Raw genomic sequence first — 15,126 nt, forward strand, 5'->3', positions numbered from 1 at the left:
GGAGCGCCGCCGCCCGGACGGAAACCGGCCGGCATCACAGCGTCCACCCGCAGGTCCCCCGGAGGCACCCCCTTGTCCACGCCCGTCGACGACGACCCCCTGGCCCGCGAACGCGCCCACCTCGCCTCGTCCCGCGCGGCGCTGCGGGCCATGCGGGAGGACGTCGAGTCGCTCGACATCAGCGATGTCACCGCGAACTGGGTCAACGCGCAGATCCTGCAGCGGCAGATCGGGGAGCGCATCAAGGCCCTCGCCGACCTCAGCCACACCCCGCTGTTCTTCGGTCGCCTCGACTATCTGCACGCTCCGGGCGCGGACCGGGCCGAGGGCGCGGAGGGGGAGCGGTTCTACATCGGGCGCCGGCATGTGCACGACGGCGACGGCGATCCGATGGTGATCGACTGGCGTGCGCCGGTCTCGCAGCCGTTCTACCGGGCCTCCAAGAAGGACCCGCTGGACATCGCGCTGCGCCGCCGCTTCGGCTACACGGGCGGCGACCTCACGGCGTACGAGGACGAGCACCTGTCCGATCCCGCTGAGGCTGCCGCCACGAGCAAGCTGCTCCAGCAGGAGATCGAGCGGCCCCGCGTCGGCCCGATGCGCGACATCGTGGCCACGATCCAGCCCGAGCAGGACGAGATCGTACGCAGCGGGCTGGGCGGGACCGTGTGCGTGCAGGGAGGTCCGGGCACCGGGAAGACCGCCGTCGGCCTGCACCGGGTCGCCTACCTCCTCTACGCCCACCGCGAGCGGCTGGCCCGCACCGGCACGCTGGTCATCGGGCCGAACAGGTCCTTCCTGCACTACATCGAGCAGGTGCTGCCCGCGCTGGGCGAGTTGACGGTCAAACAGGCCACGGTCGACGACCTGGTCGCGCATGTGGAGGTCCGCGGCACGGACGACGCGGCCGCCGCGCTCGTGAAGGGCGACGCGCGGATGGCGGAGGTCCTGCGAAGGGCCGTCCACGCGCACGTGAGCATGCCCACCGAACCTGTCGTGGTGGTGCGCGGCTCGCGCCGCTGGCGGGTCCCGGCGTACGAACTCGAGGACATCGTCCGGGAACTGCTGGACCGCGGCATCCGCTACGGCGCCGCCCGCGAGGCCCTGCCGCAGCGTATCGCGCATGCCGTGCTGGTGCAGATGGAGCGGTCGGGCGAGGCCCCGGACGACCGTGTGCAGGACGCCGTCGCCCGCAACTCCGCGGTGAAGGCGGCCGTCAAACAGATCTGGCCGCCGGTCGACCCGGCCAAGCTGGTGCTGCGGCTGCTGACGGACGCGGACTTCCTCGCGCTGCATGCGGAAGACGTCCTCAGCGAGGAGGAGCAGAAGACGATCCTGTGGACGAAGCCGGCGCGGTCGGTGAAGTCCGCGCAGTGGTCGCCCGCGGACGCGGTGCTGATCGACGAGGCGCAGGACCTGGTCCAGCGCACGCACTCGCTCGGGCATGTGGTGCTGGACGAGGCGCAGGATCTCTCCCCGATGCAGTACCGGGCGGTGGGCCGGCGCTGCACCACCGGTTCCGCGACCGTGCTCGGCGATCTCGCGCAGGGCACCACGCCCTGGGCGACCCGGAGTTGGGACCAAGCCCTGGCCCACCTGGGGAAGGCGGACGGCGTCATCGAGGAGCTGACGGCCGGTTTCCGCGTGCCGACGGACGTCATCACCTACGCCTCGCGTCTGCTCCCGCACATCGCCCCGGGACTGACGCCGGTCGCCTCGGTCCGTGAGAACCCGGGCTTCTTCGACCTCCGCGCGATCGAGGACACCGCGGAAGTGGTGGCCGCCTGTGAGGAGTTGCTGCGCAACGAGGGCTCGATCGGCCTGATCGCCGCCGACGCCCGCATCCCGCCCCTGGCGGAGGCGCTGACGGCGGCAGGCATCGGCTATCTGCCCCCCGGCGAGGAGACGACGCACACGACCCGCCTGACCCTGGTCCCGGCCTCCCTGGCAAAGGGCCTGGAGTACGACTACGTGGTCCTGGACGAACCCCAGGCAGTGGTAACCGCCGAACCGGACGAACGCACAGGCCTGCGCCGCCTGTACGTAACCCTGACCCGAGCGGTATCAGGCCTGATCATCACCCACATGTCCCCACTCCCACCCCAGCTCACCTAGCCCGCATCACCTCGGGCAGTCGCGCCGCCGGGGCGACACGGGCGGGCGCGGGCGGCACCCCGACGCCGGGCCACGCACCCGCATCACCGCGGTGGGTCGCGCCGCCGAGACGGCACGGACGCGCGCGGGCGATAACCCATCAGCGCCGGGCAGCCCAGACCGCCATCCCGCGGCCAGTCGCGCCGCTGGGGCGCACGGACGGGCGCGGGCCGCCCCCCGCCAACGCCGGGCCACGCACCCGCTTCACCGTGCACAGTCGCGCCGCCGAGACGGCACGGACGGGCGCGGGCCGCCCCCGCCAACGCCGGGCCACGCACCCGCCCTCACCGCGGGCAGTCGTGCCGCTGGGGCGGCACGGGTGGGCGCGGGCGGCACCCCGTCAGCGCAGGGCCGCGCGACCCACGCCCGCGCACCAACCCCGCAAGCCACTCCCACGCCGGGACGGCACAGGCGGACACGGGCGGCACCCCGCCAGCGCCGGGCCGCGCGACCCACCCCCGCGCCGCGCGATCCCCCCACACCGCTCACCCCCCGTCCAGAGCCCCCCGCCACTCCTCCACCGCAGCCGCCGACACACGCTCGCCCCAGCCCCCCGGCCGAGCCGCCCCGCCGATGTGGAACGCGTCGATCCCCCCGGCCAGGAGCCCTGGCACGTGGTCGAGCCGCAGCCCCCCGCCCACGAGAATCCGCTGCTCGTACCCCGGCTCCCCACGCCGCGCCGCCTCCGCGAGAAGCGTGGGGAGTCCGTCGTCCACCCCCGCGGAGGAGCCTGCCGTGAGGTAGGTGTCGAGGCCCGGCACCCCATCCAGTTGCTTGCGCAGCGCATCCCGGTCGGCCGCGTGGTCGATCGCCCGGTGAAACGTCCACCGGCACCCGGACCCGGCCAGCTCATCGACCACCCGCTCCACGGCCCCGAGATCCACCCCGCCCGCCGCGTCGAGGAACCCGAGCACGAACTCCTCGGCCCCGGCGGCCCGCAGCTCCCGCGCGACGGCCACCAGCCGGTCCGTTTCCCTCGCCGCGAACCCGTCCTCCAGCCGCAGCATCACCCGCAGCGGAATGTCGACGGCGGCCCGGATCGCGACGAAGGTCGCCACCGGCGGGGTGAGTCCGTCGGCCGCCATGTCGGTGATCAGTTCGAGGCGGTCCGCGCCTCCGGCCTGGGCGGCAACCGCGTCCTCGACGTCGAGGGCGATCACCTCCAGGACTGCACGCTTGCTCATGGGACCCCATTCGTCGCGGCTAACAGGTCTAGTCCAATTTAGACCATGCCCACGCCACGTACGTAGAGGGCCTCGCCCACTCACCCGAAGATGTTCAGCTCCTCCGCCTCCACCCCGGCCAGCTCGTAGGACGCCCCCCGCGCTGGCCGCCCGGCATACAGCCGTACGAGGGTCGCCGCGTCCCCGATGAACCGCGCCGGAGGCCGCTCCCCGCTCACGTCCCCCAGCCGCAGCGGCTCGTCCCTGTCGTCGAGGTCGGCATGCAGCGGTACCTGCCCCTTGTCCCGGGTGATCCGCGCAAGCAGCGCCAGCGCGTCCGGCAGCCCCGCCCCCGCGTAGGCCCCCGGCTCCCCGAGGACCTCACGGACGTCCCCCGCGTGCACCCACTCCCCCAGCGCGATCATGTCCAGCACCCCGCCCGCCTTGGCAATCACGGGCCCCGCCTCGCTCATCCCGCGCTCCAGCTCGTCCACGACCTGCGCGTTCGTCCATTCGGCCCGCTCGGCGATGTCCCGGTCGTTCGACTCGGGCGAGAACACCCCCTCCTCGTAGCGGCTCTCCACCACCCGCGTCAGCGCGGCGGAGCAGTGCGCGAGCACATCCCGCACGGTCCACCCGGGACACGCCTCGGTCGGCAGCGCGAAATCGGCGTCGGGCCGGGCCCGCAGCAGCGGAATGAGCGCGTCGCGCTCGGTGGCGAGCAGCCGGCCGGGCTGCTCGGGGTCACGTGCCTCGTGTACGTCAGCAGTCGTCATGAGTTCCAAACTAGGGTCCGTACGACGCGCGGCGGGAGAATGAGCACATGGTCGATCCAGACACCCTGCGCACCCGTTTCGCCCGCGCCCTCGAAGGCGCCCGCGCCCCCGGCGCCGGCCCGGACCCGGCCCCGTACGCCGACAACCTGCTCGCCCGCTGGCAGGAGCCGCAGCGCCGGTACCACACGCTCGCGCACCTCACCGCGGTCCTCGACCACATCGACGTACTGGAGAAGTACGCCGCCGCCCCGGACGTCGTGCGGCTGGCCGCCTGGTTCCACGACGCGGTGTACCTGCCCGACCGCTCGGAGAACGAGGAGCGCTCGGCCCGCCTCGCCGAGCGCGCCCTTCCCGAGGCCGGGGTGCCGGCGGACAGGACCGCCGAGGTCGCCCGTCTGATCCGGCTCACCGTCGGCCACGACCCGGCCGACGACGACCGCGACGGACAGGTCCTGTGCGACGCCGACCTGGCGATTCTCGCCTCGCCCCCCTCCGTGTACGCCGCCTACACCGCCGCCGTCCGCGAGGAGTACCACTTCGTCCACAGCGACGCCTTCCGCGCGGGCCGCGCCGCGATTCTGCGCCAACTCCTCGACCTGCCACGGCTGTTCAGAACGCCGCACGGGCAGGCGGAGTGGGAGGCGACGGCGCGCTACAACCTCCGCTCCGAGCTGGAAATGCTGTCGCTCTGAGGGTCCGGGCCGCCTACCCTGCCCGCATGCGATTCATGGGCGGGGAACGGGTGGAAGAAGCCGTCGCGGGCTGTGCGGACGTACTGCGGGCGGTGGTGGACCGGGACTGGGAGCAGGTGGGCGCCGGCCGGCTGGAGTGGAGTTGCCAGAAGACGGCGGCGCACATCGCGAGCGATCTCCTCGCGTACGCGGGACAGCTCGCCGGGCGCGCACAGGACGCGTACGTCCCCTTCGAGATCACCCTCGACGGCACCGAGGACGGCCTGGACCGCGCCGACAACGCGGGCGTCGTCCAGGTCGTGGAGACGACCGGCGCGCTGTTCGCCGCCACCCTCCGCACCACCCCGCGCGAGGTGCGCGCCTTTCACCCGTTCCCCTTCCGCAGCGCGGACCGCGCGGGCTTCGCCGCGATGGGCATCGCCGAGGTCCTGCTGCACACGCACGACATCGCCGAGGGCATGGACCTCCCGTACGAACCCCCCGCCCACCTCCCCGAGTACGTCCTGACCCGGATCTTCCCGCACGTCCCGCCCGGCCCCGACCACTGGCGCACCCTGCTGTGGGCCACCGGCCGCGGCGAACTCCCCGGCCGCGCCCCGGTCACCGCATGGCGCTGGAACAACAACCTGGTCGTCCCGGCCGACCGGGTCGGCCTCCAGGGCGTGACACCCGCGGCCGCCGCCGACCTGAGCGCGGGCGGTGACGGCGGCTTCGAGTGGGTCGGGGACGGCCCCTACGAGGGCACGCGGGAGGCCGCCGGGATGATGGTCAAGGCGTACGAGGCGGGCGTACACCGGCCGGAGTTCGGCCTGTTCGTCGTGGTACGGCACGAGGACGGCCGCGCGGTCGGCGGCCTCGGCTTCCACGGCGCCCCGGACGAGGACGGCCGCACGGAGATCGGCTACGACCTGGCCGAGGCCGCCCGAGGCAACGGCTATGCCACCGAGGCCCTGCGCACGCTGGCCGAGTGGGCGCTCGCACGGGACGACGTGACGACCCTGTTCGCGACCATCGAACACGACAACTCCCCGTCGCAGGCCGTGATCTCCCGCGCCGGCTTCGTGCAGGTGAGCGAGGACTACGGCGACGAGGGGCTCCTCGCCTACGAACTGCGCGGCTGAAGACTCAGGAAGCGGGCGGCCGGGCGGCCCGGCGCCCCTTCGGCCGCCGCAACCCCGCCTCCGTCAGCAGCCGCACCACCTCGCGGCTGCTGACCTCCACCGCTCCGGCGCGCACCGCGTCCGCGTACCGGTGGGAGGGGATGTCGTAGTGGTCCCGCTCGAAGGCGCGCCGAGGGACTTCCAACTCGTCGGCGAACTTGTGGAGTTCGTCGAAGGAGACGTCGCTGACGAGGTGCGACCACATCCGCCCGTGCCCCGGCCAGGCGGGCGGGTCGATGTACACCGTCACGAGGGCGCCGCCCCGCCGGCCGCCGACCCCAGCGATCCGACCGCGGCGACCTTCACGCCCGCCTTGTGGCACACCCAGTGCGGGTCGGGGCCGAGTTCCGGTTCGACGTCCAGCGCGTGCGGGTCGCCGGAGCCGCACACCGGGCACAGGGGCCAGCGGCCGTACCGCTCCAGGAGCGCGTCCTGCACGTCCTGGGCGACCAGCCCGGCCACATACGCGGCACCCTCCGGCCACTGCTCGACCCACCAGCGCCGCTGTACGACGGACGCCTCGACCATGGACACCACGTCCGCCGCGGCGACATCGCCTGCCGCGAGGTCGGAGAGCACCCGGGCGCGGGCGGCGTGCAGCGCCTGCTCAAGCGGACTGACGGGATCCATGCTTCCATTGTGCGCACTCTTGACCACACGGCGGAGCCGAAAATATCTTTCATTTGTGAGCCAGAAAGTGAAGGAAATTTTCGGGCCCGCTGCGGGGCGCACACCACCCGCACCCGCCGCCCTCGCCGCCAAGGTGCGCATGCTCGCGCCCTCCATGACCCGTTCCATGCAACGGGTCGCCGAGGCCGTGGCGAACGACCCGGCCGGCTGCGCGGCCCTCACGGTCACCGGCCTCGCCGAACTCACCGGCACCAGCGAGGCCACGGTCGTGCGCACCGCCCGGCTGCTCGGCTACCCCGGCTACCGGGACCTGCGCCTCGCCCTCGCCGGGCTCGCCGCCCAGCAGCAGTCCGGCCGCGCACCCGCGATCACCACGGACATCGCGGTGGACGACCCCATCGCCGACGTGGTCGCGAAACTCGCCTACGACGAACAGCAGACCCTCGCCGACACCGCGGCCGGCCTCGACACCGTCCAGCTCACCGCGGCCGTCACGGCGGCGGCGGCCGCACGGCGGATCGATGTGTACGGCGTCGGGGCGTCGGGGCTGGTCGCCCAGGACCTCACCCAGAAGCTGCTGCGCATAGGGCTCATAGCCCACGCGCACAGCGATCCGCACCTCGCCGTCACCAACGCGGTGCAGCTGCGCGCGGGCGATGTGGCGATCGCGATCACGCACTCCGGGTCGACCGGGGATGTCATCGAGCCGCTGCGGGTGGCGTTCGAGCACGGGGCGACGACGGTGGCGATCACCGGGCGGCCCGACGGTGCGGTGACCCAGTACGCCGATCATGTACTGACCACGTCCACGGCGCGGGAGAGTGAGCTGCGGCCGGCGGCGATGTCCTCACGGACGAGTCAGCTGCTGGTCGTGGATTGTCTGTTCGTGGGGGTGGCGCAGCGGACCTATGACCGGGCGGCGGAGGCGCTGGCAGCGTCCTATGAGGCGCTGGCGCATCGGCATCGCCGGTAGTCCGCAGGCAGTCGGCAGGTAGTCCGCAGGTACAAAAGATCACCGTAATCCGGAAAGAGCTGCTCCCTCATGGCGTCCACCTCCCCGCACCGTGAACTCCAGGCCCAGTTGGAGACCCTGACCACCGAAGCCTTCCGGCCGGAACTCGCCGACATCGACCAGTTGCCCACGCTCGACCTCGCGCGGCTGATGAACAGTGAGGACACCACCGTGCCCGCGGCCGTCGCGGCGCGGCTGCCGGAGATCGCCGCGGCGATCGATGCCGTGGCGGAGCGGATGGCGCGGGGCGGGCGGCTGGTGTACGCCGGTGCCGGCACCGCCGGCCGGCTGGGTGTGCTGGACGCCTCCGAGTGTCCGCCCACCTTCAACACGGACCCCGAGCAGGTCAGGGGGCTCATCGCGGGCGGACCCGGGGCCATGGTGACCTCCGTCGAAGGGGCGGAGGACTCCGCGGAACTGGCCCGCGCCGACCTCGACGCGCTCGCCCTGACCGCCACCGACACCGTGGTCGGGATCTCTGCCTCCGGACGCACTCCGTACGCGATCGGCGCGGTCCGGCACGCCCGGGCGCGCGGGGCGTTGACCATCGGCCTGGCCTGCAACGCGGACAGCGCCCTCGTCGCGGCGGCCGAGCACGGCATCGAGATCGTCGTGGGGCCGGAGCTGCTCACCGGTTCCACCCGGCTGAAGGCGGGCACGGCACAGAAGCTGGTGCTCAACATGCTCTCGACGATCACGATGATCCGGCTGGGCAAGACGTACGGGAATCTGATGGTCGACGTACGCGCCTCGAACGAGAAGCTGCGCGCCCGCTCCCGCCGGATCGTCGCTCTGGCCACCGGCGCGGGCGACGAGGAGATCGAGCGGGCGCTGGCGGCGACGGACGGCGAGGTGAAGAACGCGATCCTGACGATCCTCGCCGGCGTCGACGGCCCGACGGCGGACCGCCTTCTGGAGGAGTCCGGCGGCCATCTGCGTGCCGCGCTGGCGGCGGCGGGCGGCTGACCAGCACGCTCGGGAGGTGCACACCTCCCATGACACCGCCGCCGCGATCCTCCCCCTGGTGGGCGGCCCCGCGAACGTCACCTCCGTCGCCCACTGCATGACCCGGCTGCGTCTGGGCCTGGCCGATCGCTCCCTGGTGGACGAGGAGGCGTTGCGGGCGGTGCCGGGCGTGCTCGGTCTCGTCGACGACGACACGTACCAGATCGTGCTGGGTCCGGGCGTGGTCGCGAAGGTGACGCCGGAGTTCGAGGCACTGGTGGGGCGCACGCGGGCGGGCGAACTGGCCGCGCGGGGCACCGAGTTGAAGGCGGCGCAACAGCAGCGCAACGCGACCCCGCTGAAGCGGGCACTACGCCGCCTGGCGAACATCTTCGTGCCGCTGATCCCGGCACTGATCGGCTGCGGCGTCCTCGCGGGCCTCAACGGGCTGCTGGTCAACCTGGGATGGCTGCCCGGCGCGACCCCGGCGCTCGCCGCCATCGCCTCCGCCTTCATGGCCCTGATCGCGGTGTTCGTCGGCCACAACACGGCGAAGGAGTTCGGGGGAACCCCAGTGCTGGGCGGTGCGGTGGCCGCCGTGGTGGTGTATCCGGGCGTGGCGAAGGTGACGGCGTTCGGGGTGACACTCGCCCCCGGCCAGGGCGGAGTGCTCGGCGCGCTGGCCGCCGCGCTGCTCGGCACCTACGTGGAGAAGTGGTGCCGCAGCCGGGTCCCGGCGGCCCTGGACGTCCTCGTCACCCCCACGCTCACGGTCCTCGTGTCGGGCCTGGTGACGCTGTACGGCCTCATGTACGTCGCCGGCGGGGTCTCGTCGGCGATCGGCACCGCGGCGAACTGGCTGCTGACGACCACGGGCGCGTTCGCGGGCCTGGTCCTCGGCGGTCTGTTCCTCCCCCTGGTGATGCTGGGCCTGCACCAGGCCCTGATTCCCATCCACACCACCCTCATCGACCAACAGGGCCATACGGTCCTGCTCCCCGTCCTCGCCATGGCGGGCGCCGGCCAGGTGGGCGCGGCACTGGCGGTGTACGTCCGCCTGCGCCACGACACCTCCCTCCGTACGACGATCAGGTCGGCGCTTCCGGCGGGACTGCTCGGCGTGGGCGAACCCCTGATCTACGGCGTCTCCCTCCCGCTCGGCCGCCCCTTCCTCACCGCCTGCGCGGGCGGCGCGGCAGGCGGCGCCTTCGTCGGCTTCTTCGCGATGCTCGGCGACACGGTGGGCGCGACGGCGATCGGCCCGTCGGGCTGGGCCCTGTTCCCCCTGCTGGCGGGCAACAGAGCCCTGGCGGTATCGGCGGCGATCTACGCGGGCGGTTTGCTGACGGCCTATATGGCGGGCTTCCTGACGACCTACGCCTTCGGCTTCACCGGCGAACTCGCGTCCCGCCCCGTCAGCAGGGAAGCCGCCCCTCGCCGTTGACCTTCCGCACCTGCGCCCGCAGCACATCACCCGGCGGTGCCGGTCCGGTCGACTCCGGCGAACAGTCCCACTCCCGGCCCCCGGCGACAGGCCGCAGCTGCACCCTGCCACCCAGGTGCCCCATCACCTCCCCGATCCGCCCGTCCCGCACATCCACGACATGCGACCCGACCGCCGGCACCTCGCCGCGCAGCACGGACGCCAGCCGCTCCGCCGTACGGACATTGCAGCGACCCAGGTCGACCAGCGCGAACGGCTCCTCGCTCGCGCCGGTCACGGGATCGACGGCGAGCGACGGCAGCACGACACCCACGCCGACGAGTGCCTCCCGCAACGCCTGCACGACTTCTTCGGTCGACCGCACGGTCCCGTACCTCCACGCTGAGTTCGTGATTCACCACACAGCGTGTCCGTTGCGCGTCTAACCTGGCCAGACGGGACACCCCAACAACCTTTGATGTTCGACGCGTTCAGTCGGTTCAGACATGGGAGCCGCCATGGCCGGACCGAAGGACCTCGACCCGTCGTCATCACCCCGCGCACTCCTGGGCGCGGAGTTACGCCACGCCCGCGAGAAGGCGGGCCTGAGCCAGGAGGAACTGGGCCAACGGCTGTTCGTGAGCGGGTCGTTCATCGGCCAACTGGAGGCGGGCACACGGCGGATGCAGCCGGAGTATGCGCGGATGCTGGACGAGGTGCTGGGGGCGGAGGATTTCTTCCGGCGGAACTGCGGGGCGGCGGCGAAGTCGAGGTATCCGGATCACTTTGCGGAGGCGGCGGAGGCGGAAGCGAGAGCTACGGCCATCAGCCAGTACACGACGCTGCTGATTCCGGGGCTGCTCCAGACAAGGGCATACGCGGAGGCGGTGTTCCGCGCCTACAAGCCGACGGCACCGGATGCGGAGATCGACGCGCTGGTGGCGGCCCGCCTCGAACGCAGCCACCTCCTTGACGATCCAACAAGGCCCATGTTGTGGGTGGTGCTTGACGAGGCCGTACTGCGTCGGGAGACGGGCGGGCCGGGAGTGATGGCGCAGACGCTTCAGCACGTCATGACGCTCATCCGACAACGCAGGATCATCGTGCAGGTGCTGCCGTTCAGTCGGGGGGCGCACTCCGCAATGGACGGCCCTCTGAAGCTCATGGAGTTCGCCGACGCCCCTCCTCTCTCCTTTGTGGAAGCCCCGGACATGGGGAAGCTGTTGGACGACCCGGCAACCGTGGCCCGCCACACCCGGATGTTCAATCTCCTCCTCGCCGAGTCCCTTTCCGCGTCCGAATCCCTGGCCCTGATCGAGTCGGTGGCGCAGGATTACGGGCATGCAGAACAGCATCCTTGAGCCCGCCCCGAGCCCAGTCATCTGGCACAAGTCCAGCTACAGCGGCGGCGATGGCGGCGACTGCCTGGAAGTCGCCCACTGGCGCAAGTCGACGTACAGCGGGGGTCAGGGCGGCGACTGCCTCGAAGTCGCCGACTGCCACCCCGCCCTCGTCCCCGTACGCGATTCCAAGGCTGGCTCTCACGGCCCCAAGCTCCTGTTCCGAGCGGAAGCGTGGTCGGCGTTCGTCGAAGCGGTGAAGGCACGCTGATACGGGCCGCCCTCCCGCCACCAGGGGACGAGCTGGACGACACAGAACACCACCTCGACGCCGAGGAACAGCCAAAGGAACCGGGGCGCCCCGTGGGCGAGGGCGTACGCCTGCCAGGCGGTGAAGAGCACGCGGGCGACGCCGTCGAACAGCCCGTGCACCGCGAGCGGCCTGACGATGCGCAGGAGGGCCCACACCACGATGACAGACCCCATCAGATTGGCGTACAGGACCTGAGCCGAATCGAGTTCGGGCAGCTCACCCAGCCCCCAGGTTCGCCCCGTCGAATTCAACGCATCATGCACGAGCATGTAAGTCCAGGGCGTAGCGAATCCCGCCGTGACGACAAGGTCGTACCAGGCGCTCGCACGCACAACACGAAGATAGAGGTGAGGCATCACAACAGCGCTCCCGCAGCTCTCTGGTCACTGGGACGGACGGCAACGCGCCTCACGCTAAACACTGGAGTACGGTCCAAGGTCAAGCGATCGCCCGGGGGAGGACCATGCGCATCGGAGAGCTGGCCGCACAGGCGGGGATGACCAGAGACACCATCCGCTTCTACGAGAAGGTCGGCCTCATCACGGGCCACCGCCTGCCCAACGGCTACCGCGACTTCCCACCCGAGACGGTGACCTGGCTGCACTACATCCGCACAGCCCAGAAGCTCGGCTTCTCCCTCACGGAGATAGCCCGCCACGGCGAGGACCTGCGAGAGGCCCCGGACTCGGCAGAAGCCCTGTCCGACCTGCTCCAACAAAAGGTCCACTTGATCGACGCCCGCATAGCCGAACTGTCCAGGCTACGCACGGACCTGACCACCCGCATAGGCACAGGCTGCCCCCTACGCCCGGCCGAACACCCGCCCGAAGCTCAAGCCTCCAGCTCCTAGCTCCCAGCCCCGAGCCCTCTTTCCAAGGAACGGGTGGAGGGCTTCAACCCACCTTCCCACCCGGCGAGTTGACTTGACGCGTTCGGCTTGCCACGCACAGTCACGATCCTCTGGCGTGCCCGCATAACGAACAGCCCCCGTCAGGCGCTAGCAACACCTGCGGGGGCTTAACCAACGAGATCGAGAGGCGATCCCGTGGCTGAAGCCAACCTTAGTCCTGCCTGCCCGCCCGCGCACGCCTTCCCCCACCCCATGGCCAATCCGGGCTACGGCAAGCGTTCCGCGCCCCACCAACTCCCCCACTCGCCCCACGACTTCGCCCACCTCCCACCCCGCGAAGCCGCGATCGCCGCCTACCTCGACCGCCTTCCCGACGGCGCCGACATCTCCGTAAAGACACTGGCCAAGACGCTGCCGTACGGACAGTGCGCCCTCCGCACCGCCCTCAACAACCTTCAACGGGCAGGTCACTTGCGCCGAGGGCGTGAACACCTTGCCGCGGACAGCGGCGGCTCCCGCTGGATCACCCGAACGTGGTTCACCCGTACCGCACGGGACGACCCTTGGTGGGCGGCGTTCACCCGAGGCGACGTACACGACACGGCCGAACCTCCTCCCGGCCCCACCCGCACCCGCGCCCACATCCTCCTCGCCGCCCTCGGCCGAGAAGCCCCCACCCTCTCCCTCTCCGCCGCCGACTGCGCCGCCCTCGCACCCCTCGTCACGGAGTGGTACGCACGAGGCGCCACCGACACCGACGTACTCCGCGCCCTGACCGTCGGCCTGCCCACCCCGGTCCACCACCCGGCGGCCCTCGTCCGCAACCGTCTGACCACCAAACTCCCGCCGGAACCGGCCCCACCACCGCCCCCGCGCCCGCCCCTCCGCATCCTGGAGTGCGCCAAGTGCGGCATCCCGGGCCGGCCCGAAGCACTCCCCGGCGGAATCTGCGGCGCCTGCCGAGGCGACAGCCACGCCCCCGCCCGCCCCGCCATACCGCTCACCGCTGCCACGGTCCGCACTCTCGCCGCCGAGGCCCGCGCAGCGATGGCCCCCCGAGCCGAAAGGCCACGCGAATGAGTGCTCCGACAGTCCGCAGACACCTCCCCGGGGCACCATGGAGGGGAGGAGGCGAGGCCATGACCCCCAGCACCGCCCAGCGCCCGCAGATGTCCGCCGAGGACTTCGAGGAGCTTGCCCGCAGGGCTCCGCACAACGTCGAGCTCGAATTCATCAACGGGCGGCTGTACGTCAAGGGCGACCGCATCTCCGTCGAGGACTTCGAGGAGCTTGCCCAGAGGGCGCCGGAGGGCGTCAAACTCGAACTCATCGATGGAAAGCTTGAGGTCAAGCCGTTGCCGGACCAGCGTCACAGGGGCATCGTCATGTGGCTCCTCCGGCTGTTCGTACAGTTGCGCCCCGAACTGGCCCTGTCCGGAGCAGAGCCTCAAGATCGGCGCGTATCGCAAGGGGCACGCCTGCGCGGACGGAGCGCTGGCGCCGCTCGACCACTTCATTGCCCAGGAGGGTGAGTGGGCCGACCCCGAGGGTGTCCTCATGGTTGTCGAAGTCACCTCCCACGACCGCGACACCGACCGACGCGACCGTGTCGACAAGGTCCGCGGCAACGCGGAGGCCGGTATCCCCGTCTACCTGCTCATCGACCGGGACAGCGACACTCTCACCGTGTACAGCATCCCGAAGAACGGCGTCTACCAGCAGAACCCCTCGTACCCGTACGGGGCCTCCGTCCAGCTCCCGGCACCGGTGAACGTCACCCTGGACACCGAGAAACTCAAGGACTACGCGGACTGATGTCCGCACAGAGCCACATCTGGACGGGCACAAAGGCAACCCGGTGAATGTGAACCCATCACCCACGCGCGAGAATCTGCAACGGCTTCACGATGACGTGGACATCGCCGAAGCGCGGGCTCGCGAGGCGGGCGCGTCCCTTGTGCCCGTGCCCCACGACGAGTTCATGGCTCAACTAAAAGCCGAAGACGAGCACCAGCATGAGGAGTCGACGTCGTGACGGAGAGCGCCAAACGAACCAGCATGAACCGGAGCCGCACCCCATGAACCACGCCCAGCTCACCGCCCTGGGCCGTGCCCTGCGTCTTCTCGGGGAGCACGGGGAGGCGTTGACCGGTGACACCCCGGATGCCCGGCTGCACGAGGTCAAGGCCGATCTGCGGCGGGCCCTGGATCTGCTGGAGGAGAGCGTCACCACGGCCGCCCCCTCCACCCGCTGCCCCGAGCACCCCAACGGGCCCGTCGACGAGAACGCCCCCGACCTGTGTCTGCTGTGCGAGACCCGGCGCAGAGCCGCCCGCCGGGCCGAGATCAACGGTCCCGCCATCCATCCCCGGCCCGTCGACCCGGCCCCCTCCCGCTACGGCGTGCGCGAGGACCGCCCGCAGCCCCAGCAGCGCTGGCTGCCCGAGCAGTGGAACGGGCAGTCATGGCAGCTGTGCGGCACCCCGCGCCGCGACCGCCACGAGGCCGAGCTGTACATCGCCGCCCAACGCCGCGGCCCCCGCGCCGCGATGGCCTACCGGCTCGTCCACGAGTTCACCGACTACGAGGTCCTGCGCATCTGGGGCACTCCGGTACGCGTCGACATCGAACCACTCGGCAACCTCTAGCAGGCCACGCGAACACGACG

17 protein-coding genes and 1 pseudogene are annotated in these 15,126 nt (G+C 71.5%); 12 read left to right on the forward strand and 6 right to left on the reverse strand.

The genetic code is table 11. From position 1 onward, the window contains the following. Window positions 1-150: 150 nt before the first annotated feature. Window positions 151-2,115: a HelD family protein gene (locus tag F7R91_RS13345; protein WP_225320635.1), complete on the forward strand. Its 1,965-nt coding sequence runs from the start codon at window positions 151-153 to the stop codon at window positions 2,113-2,115. A gap of 524 nt (window positions 2,116-2,639) precedes the next feature. Here F7R91_RS13345 and F7R91_RS13350 read toward each other — a convergent pair. Together F7R91_RS13350 and F7R91_RS13355 are read right to left on the reverse strand one after the other, a co-directional pair. After that, a complete protein-coding gene (locus F7R91_RS13350) occupies window positions 2,640-3,338 on the reverse strand; it encodes a copper homeostasis protein CutC (RefSeq protein WP_150947941.1) in 699 nt (232 codons plus the stop codon). A gap of 80 nt (window positions 3,339-3,418) precedes the next feature. Then, entirely contained in the window at window positions 3,419-4,093 is a 675-nt protein-coding gene (locus F7R91_RS13355; RefSeq protein ID WP_150947942.1) for a maleylpyruvate isomerase family mycothiol-dependent enzyme, read from the reverse strand. A gap of 47 nt (window positions 4,094-4,140) precedes the next feature. On the opposite strand from F7R91_RS13355, the gene F7R91_RS13360 reads away from it, so the two are divergent. After that, complete coding sequence (locus F7R91_RS13360) at window positions 4,141-4,785, forward strand: HD domain-containing protein (protein ID WP_150947944.1); 645 nt, start codon at window positions 4,141-4,143, stop codon at window positions 4,783-4,785. Window positions 4,786-4,811: 26 nt separating this feature from the next. Beyond that, entirely contained in the window at window positions 4,812-5,906 is a 1,095-nt protein-coding gene (locus F7R91_RS13365) for a GNAT family N-acetyltransferase (RefSeq protein WP_191971466.1), read from the forward strand. Window positions 5,907-5,910: 4 nt separating this feature from the next. On the opposite strand, the gene F7R91_RS13370 is transcribed toward F7R91_RS13365, so the two are convergent. Then, entirely contained in the window at window positions 5,911-6,195 is a 285-nt protein-coding gene (locus F7R91_RS13370) for a DUF4031 domain-containing protein (RefSeq protein WP_150947946.1), read from the reverse strand. Next, complete coding sequence (locus F7R91_RS13375) at window positions 6,192-6,575, reverse strand: hypothetical protein (protein ID WP_150947947.1); 384 nt, start codon at window positions 6,573-6,575, stop codon at window positions 6,192-6,194. Before F7R91_RS13375 ends, F7R91_RS13370 begins: the two co-directional genes overlap by 4 nt. Window positions 6,576-6,630: 55 nt before the next feature. On the opposite strand from F7R91_RS13375, the gene F7R91_RS13380 reads away from it, so the two are divergent. The 3 genes from F7R91_RS13380 to F7R91_RS13390 all read left to right on the forward strand — a co-directional run bounded on the left by F7R91_RS13380 (window position 6,631) and on the right by F7R91_RS13390 (window position 9,976). Beyond that, the gene (locus F7R91_RS13380) at window positions 6,631-7,548 is read left to right on the forward strand and encodes a MurR/RpiR family transcriptional regulator (RefSeq protein WP_150947950.1); all 918 of its coding nucleotides are present in this window, start codon (window positions 6,631-6,633) and stop codon (window positions 7,546-7,548) included. Between the two features lie 69 nt (window positions 7,549-7,617). Further along, window positions 7,618-8,553 carry an N-acetylmuramic acid 6-phosphate etherase gene (murQ, locus tag F7R91_RS13385; RefSeq protein WP_150947951.1) on the forward strand — a complete coding sequence of 312 codons (936 nt, stop codon included), beginning with the start codon at window positions 7,618-7,620 and terminating at the stop codon, window positions 8,551-8,553. Window positions 8,554-8,569: 16 nt separating this feature from the next. After that, complete coding sequence (locus F7R91_RS13390) at window positions 8,570-9,976, forward strand: PTS transporter subunit EIIC (RefSeq protein ID WP_150947953.1); 1,407 nt, start codon at window positions 8,570-8,572, stop codon at window positions 9,974-9,976. Here the strand turns inward: F7R91_RS13390 and F7R91_RS13395 are convergent. Then, entirely contained in the window at window positions 9,948-10,340 is a 393-nt protein-coding gene (locus tag F7R91_RS13395; protein ID WP_150947956.1) for a hypothetical protein, read from the reverse strand. The two genes, F7R91_RS13390 and F7R91_RS13395, sit on opposite strands and share 29 nt — an antisense overlap. A 133-nt stretch (window positions 10,341-10,473) precedes the next feature. On the opposite strand from F7R91_RS13395, the gene F7R91_RS13400 reads away from it, so the two are divergent. Both F7R91_RS13400 and F7R91_RS13405 read left to right on the forward strand, forming a co-directional pair. Further along, window positions 10,474-11,316 carry a helix-turn-helix domain-containing protein gene (locus tag F7R91_RS13400; RefSeq protein WP_150947958.1) on the forward strand — a complete coding sequence of 281 codons (843 nt, stop codon included), beginning with the start codon at window positions 10,474-10,476 and terminating at the stop codon, window positions 11,314-11,316. After that, a complete protein-coding gene (locus F7R91_RS13405; protein ID WP_150947960.1) occupies window positions 11,297-11,566 on the forward strand; it encodes a DUF397 domain-containing protein in 270 nt (89 codons plus the stop codon). The genes F7R91_RS13400 and F7R91_RS13405 overlap by 20 nt, the downstream gene beginning before the upstream one ends. On the opposite strand, the gene F7R91_RS13410 is transcribed toward F7R91_RS13405, so the two are convergent. Continuing rightward, window positions 11,497-11,964, reverse strand: coding sequence for a hypothetical protein (locus tag F7R91_RS13410; RefSeq protein WP_225320628.1), 468 nt, complete (start codon window positions 11,962-11,964; stop codon window positions 11,497-11,499). The two genes, F7R91_RS13405 and F7R91_RS13410, sit on opposite strands and share 70 nt — an antisense overlap. A gap of 107 nt (window positions 11,965-12,071) precedes the next feature. On the opposite strand from F7R91_RS13410, the gene F7R91_RS13415 reads away from it, so the two are divergent. From F7R91_RS13415 to F7R91_RS13430, 4 genes and pseudogenes are all read left to right on the forward strand, one after another. Continuing rightward, window positions 12,072-12,458 (forward strand): MerR family transcriptional regulator, encoded by a 387-nt coding sequence (locus F7R91_RS13415; RefSeq protein ID WP_150947962.1) that lies wholly within the window; start codon window positions 12,072-12,074, stop codon window positions 12,456-12,458. Window positions 12,459-12,710: 252 nt separating this feature from the next. Beyond that, window positions 12,711-13,538, forward strand: a complete 828-nt coding sequence (locus F7R91_RS13420; RefSeq protein ID WP_150948074.1) for a hypothetical protein — start codon at window positions 12,711-12,713, stop codon at window positions 13,536-13,538. 59 nt (window positions 13,539-13,597) lie between these two features. Further along, window positions 13,598-14,273, forward strand: a pseudogene (locus F7R91_RS13425) (Uma2 family endonuclease). A gap of 263 nt (window positions 14,274-14,536) precedes the next feature. Then, window positions 14,537-15,106, forward strand: coding sequence for a hypothetical protein (locus tag F7R91_RS13430; protein WP_150947964.1), 570 nt, complete (start codon window positions 14,537-14,539; stop codon window positions 15,104-15,106). The last annotated feature ends 20 nt before the right edge of the window (window positions 15,107-15,126 follow it).

Source organism: Streptomyces luteolifulvus (assembly GCF_008806595.1).
Taxonomy (GTDB): domain Bacteria; phylum Actinomycetota; class Actinomycetes; order Streptomycetales; family Streptomycetaceae; genus Streptomyces; species Streptomyces luteolifulvus.

Coding starts and splice junctions, on each gene's coding strand:
- F7R91_RS13355 (WP_150947942.1), bottom strand. CDS start 4,093: ATGACGACTGCTGACGTACACGAGGCACGTGACCCCGAGCAGCCCGGC.
- F7R91_RS13430 (WP_150947964.1), top strand. CDS start 14,537: ATGAACCACGCCCAGCTCACCGCCCTGGGCCGTGCCCTGCGTCTTCTC.
- F7R91_RS13410 (WP_225320628.1), bottom strand. CDS start 11,964: ATGCCTCACCTCTATCTTCGTGTTGTGCGTGCGAGCGCCTGGTACGAC.
- F7R91_RS13415 (WP_150947962.1), top strand. CDS start 12,072: ATGCGCATCGGAGAGCTGGCCGCACAGGCGGGGATGACCAGAGACACC.
- F7R91_RS13365 (WP_191971466.1), top strand. CDS start 4,812: ATGCGATTCATGGGCGGGGAACGGGTGGAAGAAGCCGTCGCGGGCTGT.
- F7R91_RS13345 (WP_225320635.1), top strand. CDS start 151: ATGCGGGAGGACGTCGAGTCGCTCGACATCAGCGATGTCACCGCGAAC.
- murQ (WP_150947951.1), top strand. CDS start 7,618: ATGGCGTCCACCTCCCCGCACCGTGAACTCCAGGCCCAGTTGGAGACC.
- F7R91_RS13360 (WP_150947944.1), top strand. CDS start 4,141: ATGGTCGATCCAGACACCCTGCGCACCCGTTTCGCCCGCGCCCTCGAA.
- F7R91_RS13375 (WP_150947947.1), bottom strand. CDS start 6,575: ATGGATCCCGTCAGTCCGCTTGAGCAGGCGCTGCACGCCGCCCGCGCC.
- F7R91_RS13420 (WP_150948074.1), top strand. CDS start 12,711: ATGGCCAATCCGGGCTACGGCAAGCGTTCCGCGCCCCACCAACTCCCC.
- F7R91_RS13405 (WP_150947960.1), top strand. CDS start 11,297: ATGCAGAACAGCATCCTTGAGCCCGCCCCGAGCCCAGTCATCTGGCAC.
- F7R91_RS13400 (WP_150947958.1), top strand. CDS start 10,474: ATGGCCGGACCGAAGGACCTCGACCCGTCGTCATCACCCCGCGCACTC.
- F7R91_RS13350 (WP_150947941.1), bottom strand. CDS start 3,338: ATGAGCAAGCGTGCAGTCCTGGAGGTGATCGCCCTCGACGTCGAGGAC.